The sequence below is a fragment of the Pseudomonas sp. NS1(2017) genome (assembly GCF_002269425.1).
GTDB classification, from domain to species: domain Bacteria; phylum Pseudomonadota; class Gammaproteobacteria; order Pseudomonadales; family Pseudomonadaceae; genus Aquipseudomonas; species Aquipseudomonas reactans.
In genome coordinates, this window is the sequence record NZ_CP022960.1 from 3,774,779 (window position 1) to 3,787,265 (window position 12,487).

General features: G+C 60.8%; 13 protein-coding genes. 4 read left to right on the top strand and 9 right to left on the bottom strand.

Translation table 11 applies throughout. From position 1 onward, the window contains the following. Positions 1 to 65: 65 nt before the first annotated feature. The 8 genes from CI807_RS17950 to CI807_RS17990 form a co-directional block, all read right to left on the bottom strand. Entirely contained in the window at positions 66 to 563 is a 498-nt protein-coding gene (locus tag CI807_RS17950; protein WP_016974875.1) for an Lrp/AsnC family transcriptional regulator, read from the bottom strand. Between the two features lie 5 nt (positions 564 to 568). Beyond that, positions 569 to 1,399: an ABC transporter ATP-binding protein gene (locus CI807_RS17955; protein WP_218239524.1), complete on the bottom strand. Its 831-nt coding sequence runs from the start codon at positions 1,397 to 1,399 to the stop codon at positions 569 to 571. Positions 1,400 to 1,402: 3 nt separating this feature from the next. Beyond that, positions 1,403 to 2,116: an ABC transporter permease gene (locus CI807_RS17960; RefSeq protein ID WP_095015589.1), complete on the bottom strand. Its 714-nt coding sequence runs from the start codon at positions 2,114 to 2,116 to the stop codon at positions 1,403 to 1,405. Next, positions 2,113 to 2,814, bottom strand: coding sequence for an ABC transporter permease (locus tag CI807_RS17965; RefSeq protein WP_095015590.1), 702 nt, complete (start codon positions 2,812 to 2,814; stop codon positions 2,113 to 2,115). The genes CI807_RS17960 and CI807_RS17965 overlap by 4 nt, the downstream gene beginning before the upstream one ends. A 144-nt stretch (positions 2,815 to 2,958) precedes the next feature. Next, positions 2,959 to 3,738, bottom strand: coding sequence for an ABC transporter substrate-binding protein (locus CI807_RS17975; RefSeq protein ID WP_095015592.1), 780 nt, complete (start codon positions 3,736 to 3,738; stop codon positions 2,959 to 2,961). Positions 3,739 to 3,983: 245 nt separating this feature from the next. Then, on the bottom strand, positions 3,984 to 5,030 hold the full coding sequence (locus tag CI807_RS17980; protein WP_016979447.1) for an ornithine cyclodeaminase: 1,047 nt from the start codon (positions 5,028 to 5,030) through the stop codon (positions 3,984 to 3,986). A gap of 16 nt (positions 5,031 to 5,046) precedes the next feature. After that, complete coding sequence (ctlX, locus tag CI807_RS17985) at positions 5,047 to 5,973, bottom strand: citrulline utilization hydrolase CtlX (protein WP_095015593.1); 927 nt, start codon at positions 5,971 to 5,973, stop codon at positions 5,047 to 5,049. Positions 5,974 to 6,116: 143 nt separating this feature from the next. Further along, positions 6,117 to 7,058 (bottom strand): transporter, encoded by a 942-nt coding sequence (locus CI807_RS17990; RefSeq protein WP_095015594.1) that lies wholly within the window; start codon positions 7,056 to 7,058, stop codon positions 6,117 to 6,119. Between the two features lie 203 nt (positions 7,059 to 7,261). Between CI807_RS17990 and CI807_RS17995 the strand changes: the two genes are divergently transcribed. Beyond that, positions 7,262 to 8,299 (top strand): AraC family transcriptional regulator, encoded by a 1,038-nt coding sequence (locus tag CI807_RS17995; RefSeq protein ID WP_095015595.1) that lies wholly within the window; start codon positions 7,262 to 7,264, stop codon positions 8,297 to 8,299. 42 nt (positions 8,300 to 8,341) lie between these two features. On the opposite strand, the gene CI807_RS18000 is transcribed toward CI807_RS17995, so the two are convergent. Next, positions 8,342 to 8,893, bottom strand: a complete 552-nt coding sequence (locus CI807_RS18000) for an RNA polymerase sigma factor (RefSeq protein ID WP_095015596.1) — start codon at positions 8,891 to 8,893, stop codon at positions 8,342 to 8,344. A gap of 482 nt (positions 8,894 to 9,375) precedes the next feature. On the opposite strand from CI807_RS18000, the gene CI807_RS18005 reads away from it, so the two are divergent. The 3 genes from CI807_RS18005 to tssA all read left to right on the top strand — a co-directional run bounded on the left by CI807_RS18005 (position 9,376) and on the right by tssA (position 12,462). Continuing rightward, positions 9,376 to 10,293, top strand: a complete 918-nt coding sequence (locus CI807_RS18005) for an anti-sigma factor (protein WP_025999988.1) — start codon at positions 9,376 to 9,378, stop codon at positions 10,291 to 10,293. A gap of 51 nt (positions 10,294 to 10,344) precedes the next feature. Then, complete coding sequence (locus CI807_RS18010) at positions 10,345 to 11,370, top strand: catalase family peroxidase (protein ID WP_095015597.1); 1,026 nt, start codon at positions 10,345 to 10,347, stop codon at positions 11,368 to 11,370. Positions 11,371 to 11,448: 78 nt separating this feature from the next. Next, positions 11,449 to 12,462, top strand: coding sequence for a type VI secretion system protein TssA (gene tssA / locus CI807_RS18015; RefSeq protein WP_095015598.1), 1,014 nt, complete (start codon positions 11,449 to 11,451; stop codon positions 12,460 to 12,462). The last annotated feature ends 25 nt before the right edge of the window (positions 12,463 to 12,487 follow it).

Genomic DNA, 12,487 nt, shown 5'->3' on the forward strand with positions numbered 1-12,487 from the left:
TTCAAGGCCGCCATCGCCGGCAAGCCGGCTCCTACAAGGGGATGTAGTGTTGGGTGGACTGAGTTTCAGGCCAACTCGGTAGCGGTGTTCTTGACCACCGCCAACTCCGGATGCGCCACCAACTTATCAATGTGCAACTCATCATTGTTCAACCAGGTCTCCGTCAGCACCCGGTAATGCTCCATGTCCCGGCAGCGCATGCGCAGGCTGTAGTCAAACGGGCCGCTGATCAACTGGCATTCGAACACCTGCGGGCAAGCCTTCACACACGCTTCGAAAGCTTTTTGCGCCGAGCGCCCGCTCTGGTTCGACAAGGCCACCAGCACCAGCAACGACAGGCCTGGCGAGACCATCTGCACATCGATGATCGCCCCATACCCACGGATCACCCCGCGTCGTTCCAGTTTGCGTACCCGTTCCAGGCAGGGCCTGGGCGTGAGGTGCACCAGCGACGAGAGCTTTTCGTAGGTGATACGCCCCTGGTGCCGCAGCACTTCGATGATGGCTTCATCGATGCGGTCCAGCGCGGGGGAAGAATGGGGTCCGTTGGCCTTGGTATCCATGGGTTTCACTTCAAACGGTTGGAAAGAAATTGCTGCAAGCGTTCGCTGGTGGGGTGGTCGAGGATCCTGGCGTCGCCGTGTTCCTCAACCCGGCCCTGGTGCAAGAACAGCACTTGGCTGGACACCTGGCGGGCAAAGCCCATTTCGTGGGTGACCATCAGCATGGTACGACCTTCCTCGGCCAACGTCTGTATGACTTTGAGGACTTCTCCTACAAGTTCTGGGTCGAGTGCGGAAGTCGGTTCATCGAACAGTATGATCTCCGGCTCCATCGCCAGCGCCCGTGCGATGGCCACGCGCTGTTGTTGGCCACCGGAGAGGAACGCCGGGTATTGATCCGCCACGCGGCCCGGCAGGCCGACCTTGTCCAGATACATCCGCGCGCGTTTTTCCGCTTCGATGGCGCTGACGCCCAGTACCCGGCGCGGGGCCATGGTGATGTTTTCCAGCACGGTCATGTGGCTCCACAGGTTGAAGTGCTGGAACACCATGGCCAGGCGCGTGCGCAGGTTTTGCAATTGATCTTGATGCGGCGCACGGGTGCCGGCGCGGCCCTGGCGCATTTCGATGCTGATGCCGTCCAGGGTGATCACCCCGGCGTCCGGCTGTTCGAGGAAATTGATGCAGCGCAGCATCGTGCTTTTGCCCGAGCCGCTGGCGCCGATCAGGCTGATCACGTCGCCATGGCGCGCATTCAGGGAAACGCCCTTGAGCACTTCGTGTTCGCCATAGCGTTTGTGGATGCCTTCGACTTGCAGCTTGATGGCGGCGGTGGCGGGTTTGGCCACGGGTTCATCAACGGGATAAGCGGCCAGGGCCTGCGCGGACTGATTCATGGGTTAGCCTCGGGTAGGAACAAGAAAACGCATCCAGCGACGTTCGGCCAGTCGGAACAGGCCCACCAGTGCAAAGGACAGCAGCATGTAGAGCAGGGCAGCGATGCCGAACGCCTGGAACGTCAGGAACGTCTCGGCATTGGCGTCGCGGGCCACCTTGAGGATGTCGGCCACGGTGGCGGTAAACGCCAGGGAGGTGGCGTGCAGCATCAGGATCATTTCGTTGCTGTAGGCCGGCAATGCGCGGCGCAGTGCGGCGGGCACCACCACGAACAGGCTCAAGCGCCAGCCATGGAGGCCATAGGCGCGGGCCGCTTCGATTTCGCCATGGGGAATGTTGCGGATCGCCCCGGCGAAGATTTCCACGGTGTAGGCGCAGGTGTTGAGCACAAAGGCCAGCAGCGTGCAGTTCAGCGCATTGCGGAAAAACTGGTTGAGCAGGGCGTTATCCTGCACCACTTCCAGGCTGTACAGCCCGGTGTAGCAAATCAGCAACTGGATATACAACGGCGTGCCGCGAAACAGGTAGGTGTAGACCTCCACCGGCCAGCGCACCCAGAAGTGCTCGGAAACCCGCGCAAGCGCCAACGGGATCGACAGGAAAAAACCGAACACGACAGAGATGATGAACAACCACAACGTCATCGCTACGCCGGACAACCCCGCGCCATCGCTGAACAGATAGGCCAGGCCGTATTGCTGGAACAGTTCGATCATCGCGCCATCCCCTTGATGCCGAGGTTGTAGCGCCGTTCGAGGCGCTTGAAGATGCGGTTGGACAGGGTGGTGATCACCAGGTACACCAGGCCGGCGAGGATCAGAAAGTACAGCGGCTCGTTGGTGGTCTTGCCGGCATTTTGTGCGGCCTTGACCAGGTCCGACAGGCCGATGATCGACACCAGCGCCGTGGACTTGAGCAGCACCAGCCAGTTATTGCCCAGGCCCGGCAGGGCAAAGCGCATCAGTTGCGGGAACAGCACCAGGTGAAAGCGCTGCCAGCGGCTCAGGCCATAGGCGGTTGCCGCTTCCAGTTGGCCGGCCGGCACGCTGAGGATCGCGCCCCGGAAGTTCTCGGTGAAATACGCGCCGTAGATAAAACCCAGGGTAATCACCCCGGCGGTAAACGGATCGATTTCGAAGTAGTCCCAGCCGAACACTTCGCTCAGGTCGTTGAGCCACAGTTGCAGGCTGTAGAAGATCAGCAGGATCAGCACCAGGTCCGGCACGCTGCGAATCAGCGTGGTGTAAAGCGTGGCCGGCACGCGCAGCCATTTGGCGCTGGAGAGCTTGGCGCCGGCGGCAATCAGACCGAGGGCGAGGCTCAAGGCCAGGGCGAGGAATGACAGTTTGAGCGTCATCCAGGCGCCTTGGGCCAGCATCGGGCCATAGCCCTGCAGGTTGAGGAGTTCATTCATGGGGAGGAAGATCTCTTTTATGTAGGAGCGAGCTTGCTCGCGAAAAACTCAAGGGCGCCGCGTTTATGTTGGTTGCACGCGTTATCGTTGGCGATTTTCGCGAGCAAGCTCGCTCCTACAGGGGGCTTTTGCGTGGCACGGACGTTATTCGTTGTAGATGTCCTGATCGCCGAAGTACTTCTTCTGGATCTGTGCGTAGGTGCCATCGGCCTGGACGGCGGCGATGCCCTTGTTGATCAGCGCGCGCAGCTCCTGATCGTTCTTGCGCAGGCCCATGGCGATGTCCAGCGGCAGGGTCGGGTCCTTGAAGGCCGGGCCGGTCTTGAAGTCGGCGCCTTCGGGCTTGGACAGGAAGTTGAGCTGGGCTTCGAGCTTGTCGGTCAGGGTCGCGTCGAGTCGGCCGTTCTGCAGGTCGGCGTAGTTCTGGTCCTGAGACTGATACGCCTTGATCTGCGCGCCGAGCTTGGCCAGGTGCGCCCGGGCATAGGCTTCTTGCAGCGAGCCTTGCAGCACGCCGACTTGCTTGCCCTTCAGGGATTCCGGCGTGTCGCCGAAGTCGGCGCTCTTGCGCGTGATCACCGAAGTGGGGCTGAGGAACAGGCGGTCACTGAAGTCGATGATCTTTTCGCGGGCCGGGGTCACGGCCATGGAGGACATGATCGCGTCGAACTTGCGTGCGCGCAGGGCCGGGATCATGCCGTCGAATTCGTTGTGCACCCAGGTGCATTTCACTTCCAGCTTGGCGCAGATGGCGTTGCCCAACTCGATATCGAAGCCTTGCAGGCTGCCATCGGCGGCGACGGATTCGAAGGGGGGATACTCGGGGAATACGCCGAAGCGGATTTCTTTCCAGTCCTGGGCGTGGGCGGCGGTGGCGCAGAGTGGCAACAGCAACGCGGCGAGGAGTGATCGCAGTGGAGTCATGTGAAGTCCCTATATTTTGTAATTGATGTCAGGGCAGTAATCGAATTGAAACAAATCGTTCTTATTGGGGGGAGAGGATGCTCCATGGTGGTGCGTTTTTTGTGTCGTTTACCCCTCGCATAAAGCGCGAATTGCGCTGTTAATCCGTGCAATGCAGCGGAATCGGCTGAGGCGCCCGCTGAATCGGCTTTTTATGACGGTGAATCTGGCCCGCCCTCGGCTCAAAGCGGCAGGCCAGAGCGTTTTCAGGCGCGCTTTTTCTGCTGTACGCGTGGCTGCTGGGCCAGGCGTGCGAACAGGTCTTTCGGGTCGGCCAGGTCTGGCACCAGTTCAAGGGTGCTGCCCACGTCCAAGGCTTTGGCCACATCCAGCACGTAGCGCAGCGCCGAGTAGTCTTCGATGGCAAAACCCACCGAGTCGAACAGGGTGACCTGGCGCGCATTCTCGCGGCCAGGCCGCTGGCCGTTGATCACTTGCCACAGTTCGGTGACCGGCGAATCTTCCGGCATGTGCTGGATTTCACCTTCGATGCGGCTTTGCGGTTCGTACTCGACGATCACCCGGGCGCGCTCGACGATACGTCGGTCCAGCTCGGTCTTGCCGGGGCAGTCGCCGCCGACGGCGTTAAGGTGCATGCCGGGCTCGATCATCTCGTCCGTCAGGATGGTGGCGTAGGCCTTGTCGGCGGTGACGGTGGTGACGATGTCCGCGCCTTTCACCGCTTCGGCGACGCTGCCGGCCAGGATTACCTTGATTGCCGGGAAGGCTTTGAGGTTGGCCGCCAGCTTGGCGGTGGCCTTGGCGTCAATGTCGAAGAGGCGGATTTCATTGATGCCGAGCATGGCGTGGAAGGCAAGGGCCTGGAATTCGCTCTGGGAGCCGTTGCCGATCAGCGCCATGCTGCGGCTGTTGTCGCGGGCCAGGTAGCGGGCGACCAGCGCCGAGGTGGCGGCGGTGCGGATCGCGGTGGTCAAGGTCATTTCCGCCAGTAGCACCGGCAAGCCAGTGTCCACATCGCCCAAGGCACCGAAGGCCATCACGGTGAGCATGCCGGCCAGGGTGTTTTTCGGGTGGCCGTTGACGTATTTGAACGCGTACAGCGACGCGTCGGACACCGGCATCAACTCGATCACGCCGTCCGGTGAGTGATTGGCCAGGCGCGCGCATTTTTCGAAATCCTGCCAGCGCAGGTAGTCGGCGCGAATGTACTCGGCCATCTCGGTGATGCAGGTTTGCAGGCCTTTTTGCGAGACCAGGTAGCAGAGATCGTTGACGTCGATATAGCGGGTCATGGCAAGACTCCTTGAGTTATTGGACGGTGGCGCGGGCGGGCAGATGCACTTCCGCCAGCATGCAGCGGGCACTGCCGCCGCCGATGCGTTCGATGTTGTCGATGTTCACCACCACCGGTCGCGTATGGCGTTCCACGTGCTGGCGCTGGACGGGTTGCAGGGCGCCCCAGGCGCTGGCCGACATCACCAGCAGCGGCTGGCCATCGCGGTCATGCACTTCAAGCATGTTGCCGGCGAAGGCTTCCAATTGGTCGAAGTCGAGGGCGAGGATGTCTTTGCCGGTGTCGCGCAGGGAGCTTTCCAAGGCCTGGCGTTCGTTGGCGTCGGGCAGGGCTTGCAGGCACACCACCGAGAGGTCGCGACCGACGCTCATCATCACGTTGCTGTGGTAGATCGGCGCGTGATGGCGGTCGACGGCGTGGAACACGCAGAGCTGGTAGTCGAGGCGTTCGGCGAACTGGCGCAGGGCGTCGTGGTGGGTGCGCCCGGAGTGGCAGGCGTAGCTGATGCGGTGCTGGCGGTCGAGCACCATGCTGCCGGTGCCTTCGAGAAAGATGTTCTGTTGTTCCAGGTGGCTGAGATCGATGGTGTCCTTGACGGTAAATCGCTGTTCCAGCACTTGCAGCACGCCTTTGTTGCGCTCCAGTCGTCGGTTCCGGCCTTCCATCGGGTACAGCACCAGGCTGCCGTCGGCGTGGCTGCTCCACCAGTTGTTGGGGAAAATCGAGTCGGGGGTGTGGGGTTGTGGGGTGTCCTGCACCACCAGCACTTCCACGCCGTGGTTGCGCAGGGTGTCGACATAGCTGTCGAACTCTTCCAGCGCTTTCTGCTGTGCGCTGAGCGGATCAAGGGGCTGGCGTTGGAAGCGGTTGTTGATCGCGGTGTCCGGGTTGAAGGCAAAGCGCGCCGGGCGAATCATCAAGACGGTATTGGTGGTTTGCATGGGTGCACGAATCCATGGGGTTGAGCTGTGGGGCTATTGTGCGGGTTGTGCGGGGTGAATCCCGGCTGAAACCGGAGGGCGGTTCAGCGGGGAAAGCTGAAGAGTGGGGTGAGGCAGCCGAATCGGCTGTAGGAGCTAAAGCCTTACAAAGCAAACGGAATCGTAAGCTTGGCCCACACCATGTCCCCCTCCGGCCGATTCTCCACATCAAACTCCTTGGCCCATCGCACCTCCGCACTGGCATATTTCAAAAACGTAACGTACACCGCCGGCCCAATCGCAAATACCTGGCCCCGCACTCCATCATCCACCGGTTCACCAAAAACGTTCACCACCGTACGCCCATACTGCTTATCGTCGGTCGTCTGTTTCAGGTAATAGCCATTCACTCCAAGGCTGAGGTTATCGGTCACCTTATAACTGGCCGAATAGTCGAAGTGGAAAATCTGCCCGGAACGGTAGTCGGTATCGTGGTTTTCCTTGTTGAAACTGTAGGTCGTCTTGATCGACAACTCAGTGCGGTCATTCGGCATCCAGGTCGCCGAAACCAGCGGTTTATAGGTGTAGAAATTGTTGCTGGTATTGGCCAGTCGCGACGCATCGTATTCGCCGGTAGGCAAGGTGATTTCCACTGCCGCACCCAGGGTCAGGCTGGGCCCCAAGTCCCACAGGATGATCGGCGCCACGGTGGTGTCGCCCATGCTTTCGCGAGTGTCCGACATACCAAACAGCGCCACCTGCTGCTTCAGATAAGGCTGTGCGACATAGCCCCCCAGGCGCCCACCGAAAATGCGCACCGGGCTCAGGTAGTCGAGCCGCGGGATGATCGCGTCGGACTTGATGCGCACCTCGGAAACCTTGCCGCCCAAGGAACTGATGTCCAGCTTCCTGGCCTCGTAGTGGTTGTAGTAGAGGTTGAAGGCGAACATATGGTCCGGCAGGTTGTTCACATCCAGGGGCAGGATGTAGAAGCCATCGGTGCCGGGGCCGATGTTGTCGACGCCGCCTTCGGTGGCCAGGGCCGGCAGGCTGATCAGGCTCAACAGCGCGAGTTGCAGCGGGTGAAGCGCACGGGTGGGGTTCATGTCTGGCCTCGTTATTATTGTTAGGGCACTGCTGGCCATAGAAATAAGCCCTGCACGCCCGACCGGGCAGGGTTTTGGCGGCCAGATAGGGGGACTTTGCCGGACAGGTTTCACTCAGGGTGCAGCAGATCTTGCAAGCGCCTATGATTGTCAGAATGTTTCTAAAACAAGAACTGAAGTACTCAGTCAGGAACCCGTGATCCATGCAAAGGAAAGCCGTAGACCCGCACTTCGAGTTGGCGCTTGTGTCGCCGTTCCTGCTGCAGACCTTGGGGCAGGTGGTGGCGCAAAAGGGCGCCAGTGCCGAGGCTCTTTGCCGCGGCCTGGGTTTCACCCTGGCTGATCTGGATGACCCGGCCCAGCGCATCTCCTATCGCCAGGCCGTGGCGATGATCCAGCGCGCGCTCAAGGTCTTGCCCGATCAAGGACTGGGCTTGTGGGTCGGCAACCAGAACGTGCTGGGTACCCTGGGCTTGCTCGGCCATGTAATTTCCCTGTGCAAGACCTTGCGCGACGCCTTTGCGATTGGCGAGCGCCATCAGCACACCTCCGGCGGCATCGCCACCACCCGAACCCACGAAGGCGCCGATGAGGTGTTTGTCGACGTTGAATGCCTGTTGCCCTACGCCGAGGTGCAGGTGTTTGCCGCCGAAGAGTTCTTTGCCAGCCTCATGGTGTACGGCCGGGCGTTGGTGGGGCCGGCGTTCATGCCGTTGCGCATGGAGTTCGTGCACGCGTCGCCACCCTACGGGGCCGAGTACCAGCGCCTGTTTGGTGACAACGTACGCTTCGGCTGCCTGCACAACCGCATGGTGCTGGCGCCGCATTGGATGGACGCGCGGCTGCCTAACCATCATGCCCTGGCGCTGCGCCAGGCCGTGGAGTTGCTGGAGCTGGAAAGCGCCCAGTTGCACCAGAAGATGGACCTGATCCAGGCGGTTGAACGCGCCATTTCCCGCGACTTGCAGGGCAGTCAGCTAGAAAAGGTCGCCAGTGACTTGAACATGAGTGGTCGCACCTTGCGTCGCCGCCTGACTGAACATGGATTGACCTTCGAGGCCTTGCTGGAGCAAGTGCGGCGTGCGCGGACCATGGGGTTGTTGGGCAATCCAGGGCTATCGATCGAGCGGATCACCGAGGAAGTCGGCTACAGCGATGTGCGCAGTTTCCGGCGGGCGTTCAAGCGGTGGACGGGGCTGAGTCCCAGTGCATTTCGCGGCGAGGGAGGAGGGGTGGCGTAGTCCTTAGGGTGGTCCCGTTCAGGACGCCGGTGTAGAGCGGTTTCAGCTTGCGGAGGAGCTTTGCGGTCGAGCGCGCAAAGGTTTGCTTTTTGGCGAATCAAAAAGCGCGCCGATCGCCTGACGCGCACGGGACAGACGGCTCATGATGGTGCCGATCGGCAGGTCGAGCATTTCGGCGGCTTCCTTGTAGCTGAAGCGTTCCACGCCCACCAGCAGCATCACTTCGCGCTGGCCATCGGGGAGTTTTTCCACGGCTTCGATGATCTGCCGGTGCATCAGGTCGGACTCCGGGTTGGGCGCCTCGGGGTCGCTGACGGTTTCGAGGAATTCGTCGTTCCAGTCCATGCGCGAACGGCTGCGCACTTTGCGCGAACGCAGTTCGTTGATCCAGGTGGAGTGCACGATGGAAAACATCCAGCTCAGTACCGAGGTGTCGGGCTGCAACTGATGGGCCCGTTCCAGTGCGCGGACACAGGCGAGCTGCACCAGGTCCTCGGCATCATGCTTGTCGCCGGAAATGCGCAACGCAAAGGCCCACAGGCGTGGCAACAGTTCGGGGAGCAGTGCGGGTAAATCAGCACCGGTGATCGACATATTTCCTCTTATTATTTCTTGATGCCTAAAATGGAGCGGTCAGGCTACGAGGTCGATACCGTAGCGGATGCCTGTGTCGCGGCGTCCTTTTTGCGGTGCTGAGGGTCCTGGGTGTCGAAGAATTGTATCAAGATGCTGACAAAGTGTACCGATTTGGATCGTCATTGAAAGGTTAATGACAGCTTATGCAGGTTACAGGCCAATGATTCTGGCAGCCGTGTCAGGAAAAATACCCTGACACGGAGTGAAACATATAAGATTTATCAGGCCCTGGGAATATTTTCGATTCCCGGGTGTTCTCTTAAAGTATTTGTGCGTGTCACCGAGTATTCGCCGCTTGCTTTAAAGTTTTTTGACTTGTTGCAACCGTGAAGCTGATATCAATATGATGGCTTGTCGCTACCCGCTGGCTCGCCGCTTTGGCCCACAAGGCTGAGAATCACCCTGCAGAAACTGATGAATACAAACGGAGAGAAAAACCCATGGTAGCGGATGATGCCTTGCTAATGGCCTATGTTGACGGCGAGCTTTCGTCGCAACAGAACCAGGAGCTAGAGCGGCTCATAGACGCTTCGCCGGACCTGGCTGAACGAGTCTCCCGGTTGATGGCCTCGTGCCTGCCTTATGAGGAAGCCTTTGCCCGGCAGAACCTGCCGCCGGTGCCCGAAAGTCTCAAGCTCAGTATTGCGGCGTTGGCGGCTCAGCATACGGCTGAACCTGCCCCCTCTCGTAGCGCTGAAGTTTCCGACGAAAAGACAGACAGCGTTTTCTCCCGCCTGTTCGCATTCTTCCAACCTAAATTTGCATGGCCTGCCCTGACGTTCGTTGCGGGTGCAGCCTGCTATGCCCTGGTGCTTCAAGTTGGTGCATTCAGTGGTGCGCTGAAGCCGGGTATCGAGACCACCGCGCCGGCCGTTGCCCAGGCCTCGCCATGGGTGCAACAGGCGGCTGCCTACCAGCATCTGTACACCCGTGAGACCGTGGCCTACGGCGCGCAGCCGACGGATGCCATCACCAAGACCCTCGCGGATATCCGGGATATCGACGGCCTGGCCTTGCGCGTTCCCGACCTCAGTTCCGCCGGCCTGACATTCAAGCGTGTGCAGCGCCTGCGCTTCAACAACAAGGCGCTGATCCAGCTGGTGTACCTGCCGGCCAGTGGTGCGCCGGTCGCGCTGTGCGTGATGAAAGAGCCCAAGCCGGACCAGTCCATCACCCAGCAAAGCGTCGCGCAAATGAACGTAGTAACGTGGCGCCAGTCTGAACTGGGCTACGCCCTGATCGGCGAGCCCGAAGGTGTGGACCTCAACGCCGTTGCCCGACTTGTCGCCGACCGAAGTGCCGCCCAGTTGTTTGCCGGGGCGCCGTCACCGATGTGGATCGCCGCCCTTCAGAAATAACCATGCTGGGGTCGGGCATTGGTTCCCGATGCCGTGATCCCAGATAGCGTGATGAAAAGAACCTTTCCGCTGAAAAAACACCTCCGTTTGTCCTTCGCCCTGGCTGCCGCAGTGATTGTTGGCACGTGCGTATGGCTGCTGTATTCGCCGTCACCCTCTGCCGTACAGATCGTCGATGAGATGGAAGCGGTCGCGGGCGGTGCTCATCCCGGGTTTCGGCGTAACCATGCCAAGGGCCTGTGCATCAGCGGCCACTTTGAAAGTAATGGCAATGCGACAGAGGTTTCCCACGCCGGCGTATTGCAACGCGGCACGGTGCCGTTGATTGGTCGCCTGTCCGCTGCCGGGGGTGACCCGGCCCAGGCGGACGCGCATGGCATGATCCGCAGCATGGCGCTGCGCCTGGCGGGCGCTGCGGGCGACGCCTGGTACATGGCGATGAATTCCGTGCCGGTGTTCCCGGTCAACACGCCCGAAGGTCTTTACCAGCAGTTGCGCGCCTCGATGCCCACCTATGGCGATAATGTTCCTGACCCGGAAAAGATGCAGGCCTTCAAGCGCGCCCATCCGGAGATGCGCCCCTTCGAACAATGGCTTGCGGTCCATCCAGGCTCTTCCGGTTTTGATAACACCACGTACTACAGCGTCAACGCCTTTCGCATGATCAACGCCCAGGGCCAGGAGCGTTTCGTGCGTTGGAGCATGGTGCCCGAGATACCCTACAAGGCGATGACCGCCGCGCAGCGCGGTGATCCCGACTTTCTCGCCTTTGGCCTTGCCACGCAACTGGAGCAGGGGCCGGTGCGCTGGCACCTGATCATCACCCTGGCCGATCCTGGCGATGTCACCACCGATGCCACCGTGCGTTGGCCCGAGGGGCGTCGGCAGATCGATGCCGGTGTGCTGGTGATCGACGACCAGCAATCCCAGGTCGACGGTGCGTGCCGCGACATCGACTTCAACCCGCTGGAATTACCCTCAGGTATCCAGCCTTCGGATGATCCGTTGTTGCTGGCACGCCAGGCGGCGTATGCCGAGTCCCATCGCAGGCGCACCGAAGAAGAAAGTGCGCATTAAGTTTTTTTCCAGACCCTCGGAATAAATCATTTCCCTCGCTTGTTCTATTCCCAGAACAACTTGAACGAGGGAACTGCGATGGGCCTGCCCACCGACGCTCAACCACTGGATTTCACCGCGCTTGCCTTGCCTCTCGGCGAAGCCGACGGCGGTGGCCTGAATGTCGAATACGATCCCGAATTCCTTGAGCTGGAAGAGGAAGCCTTGGGCAAGCCCGAGGTGCAATACGGCGACACCATCACCCAAGCCATCGAACCGAACTGGAAGCGCGTGATGTTGCTGGCCTTGCCGCTGCTGGAACGCAGCCGCGACCTGCGTCTGGCCATCTGGCTGACCCGCGCCCAGCTCAACCTGCACGGTATTCCCGGCCTGGTTGCGGGCCTGCGGTTGATCCATGGGTTGCTGGAACAGTGCTGGGAAGGCCTGCACCCCCAACTCGATCCCGATGACGATCACGACCCGCTGCTGCGCATCAATATCCTGGCGTTTCTCTGTGAGCCGTCCGGGCTGTTGCGCGACCTGCTGGGCACGCCGCTGATCAGTGCGCGCAGTTTGGGCATCTTGAGCCTGCGCCAGATCGACTTGGCCACCACCGAGCCAACCGGTGACCTCAGCCTGGCGGTGATCGAGGGCGCGTTGGCCGAGGCTGACCCGCTGGCGCTGGACGCCACCGAAGCCGCATTGGCCCAAGCCCTGGCGCTGAGCGTGCAGATCGAGCAGTTGCTCACCGAGAAAGTCGGTGTTGGCCGCGCTATCGATCTGAGCAGCCTGGCCACACTGTTGCGGCGTGCCGGTGAAGTGATCCGCCGTCCGCAACTGGATGTGCCGGCACCGGTTGTTACGGCCGATGCCCCGGCCCTCCAGCCGCTACCCAGCCGTGGCGAGATCAACAGCCGCGAAGACGCGCGCCAGACGCTCGATCGCCTGTGCACCTATTTCCAGACCCACGAACCGGCCAGTCCCGTGCCGTTCTTGCTGCAACGGGCGAAGAAACTGATCGACAAGAATTTCATGGAATTGCTGCAAGACCTGGCTCCCGACGGTCTTGCGCAACTGGCGCTGGTCAGCGGTATTCGCAACAGCGACAACTGACCCTTTTGTATCAACCCCACTCACC

Bases quoted from the DNA above. Each gene is read 5' to 3' on its own strand.
- CI807_RS17975 (WP_095015592.1), bottom strand. From the start codon at position 3,738: ATGACTCCACTGCGATCACTCCTCGCCGCGTTGCTGTTGCCACTCTGC.
- CI807_RS18000 (WP_095015596.1), bottom strand. From the start codon at position 8,893: ATGTCGATCACCGGTGCTGATTTACCCGCACTGCTCCCCGAACTGTTG.
- CI807_RS17990 (WP_095015594.1), bottom strand. From the start codon at position 7,058: ATGAACCCCACCCGTGCGCTTCACCCGCTGCAACTCGCGCTGTTGAGC.
- CI807_RS17965 (WP_095015590.1), bottom strand. From the start codon at position 2,814: ATGAATGAACTCCTCAACCTGCAGGGCTATGGCCCGATGCTGGCCCAA.
- CI807_RS17960 (WP_095015589.1), bottom strand. From the start codon at position 2,116: ATGATCGAACTGTTCCAGCAATACGGCCTGGCCTATCTGTTCAGCGAT.
- tssA (WP_095015598.1), top strand. From the start codon at position 11,449: ATGGGCCTGCCCACCGACGCTCAACCACTGGATTTCACCGCGCTTGCC.
- CI807_RS17995 (WP_095015595.1), top strand. From the start codon at position 7,262: ATGCAAAGGAAAGCCGTAGACCCGCACTTCGAGTTGGCGCTTGTGTCG.
- ctlX (WP_095015593.1), bottom strand. From the start codon at position 5,973: ATGCAAACCACCAATACCGTCTTGATGATTCGCCCGGCGCGCTTTGCC.
- CI807_RS17980 (WP_016979447.1), bottom strand. From the start codon at position 5,030: ATGACCCGCTATATCGACGTCAACGATCTCTGCTACCTGGTCTCGCAA.
- CI807_RS17950 (WP_016974875.1), bottom strand. From the start codon at position 563: ATGGATACCAAGGCCAACGGACCCCATTCTTCCCCCGCGCTGGACCGC.
- CI807_RS18010 (WP_095015597.1), top strand. From the start codon at position 10,345: ATGAAAAGAACCTTTCCGCTGAAAAAACACCTCCGTTTGTCCTTCGCC.
- CI807_RS17955 (WP_218239524.1), bottom strand. From the start codon at position 1,399: ATGAATCAGTCCGCGCAGGCCCTGGCCGCTTATCCCGTTGATGAACCC.
- CI807_RS18005 (WP_025999988.1), top strand. From the start codon at position 9,376: ATGGTAGCGGATGATGCCTTGCTAATGGCCTATGTTGACGGCGAGCTT.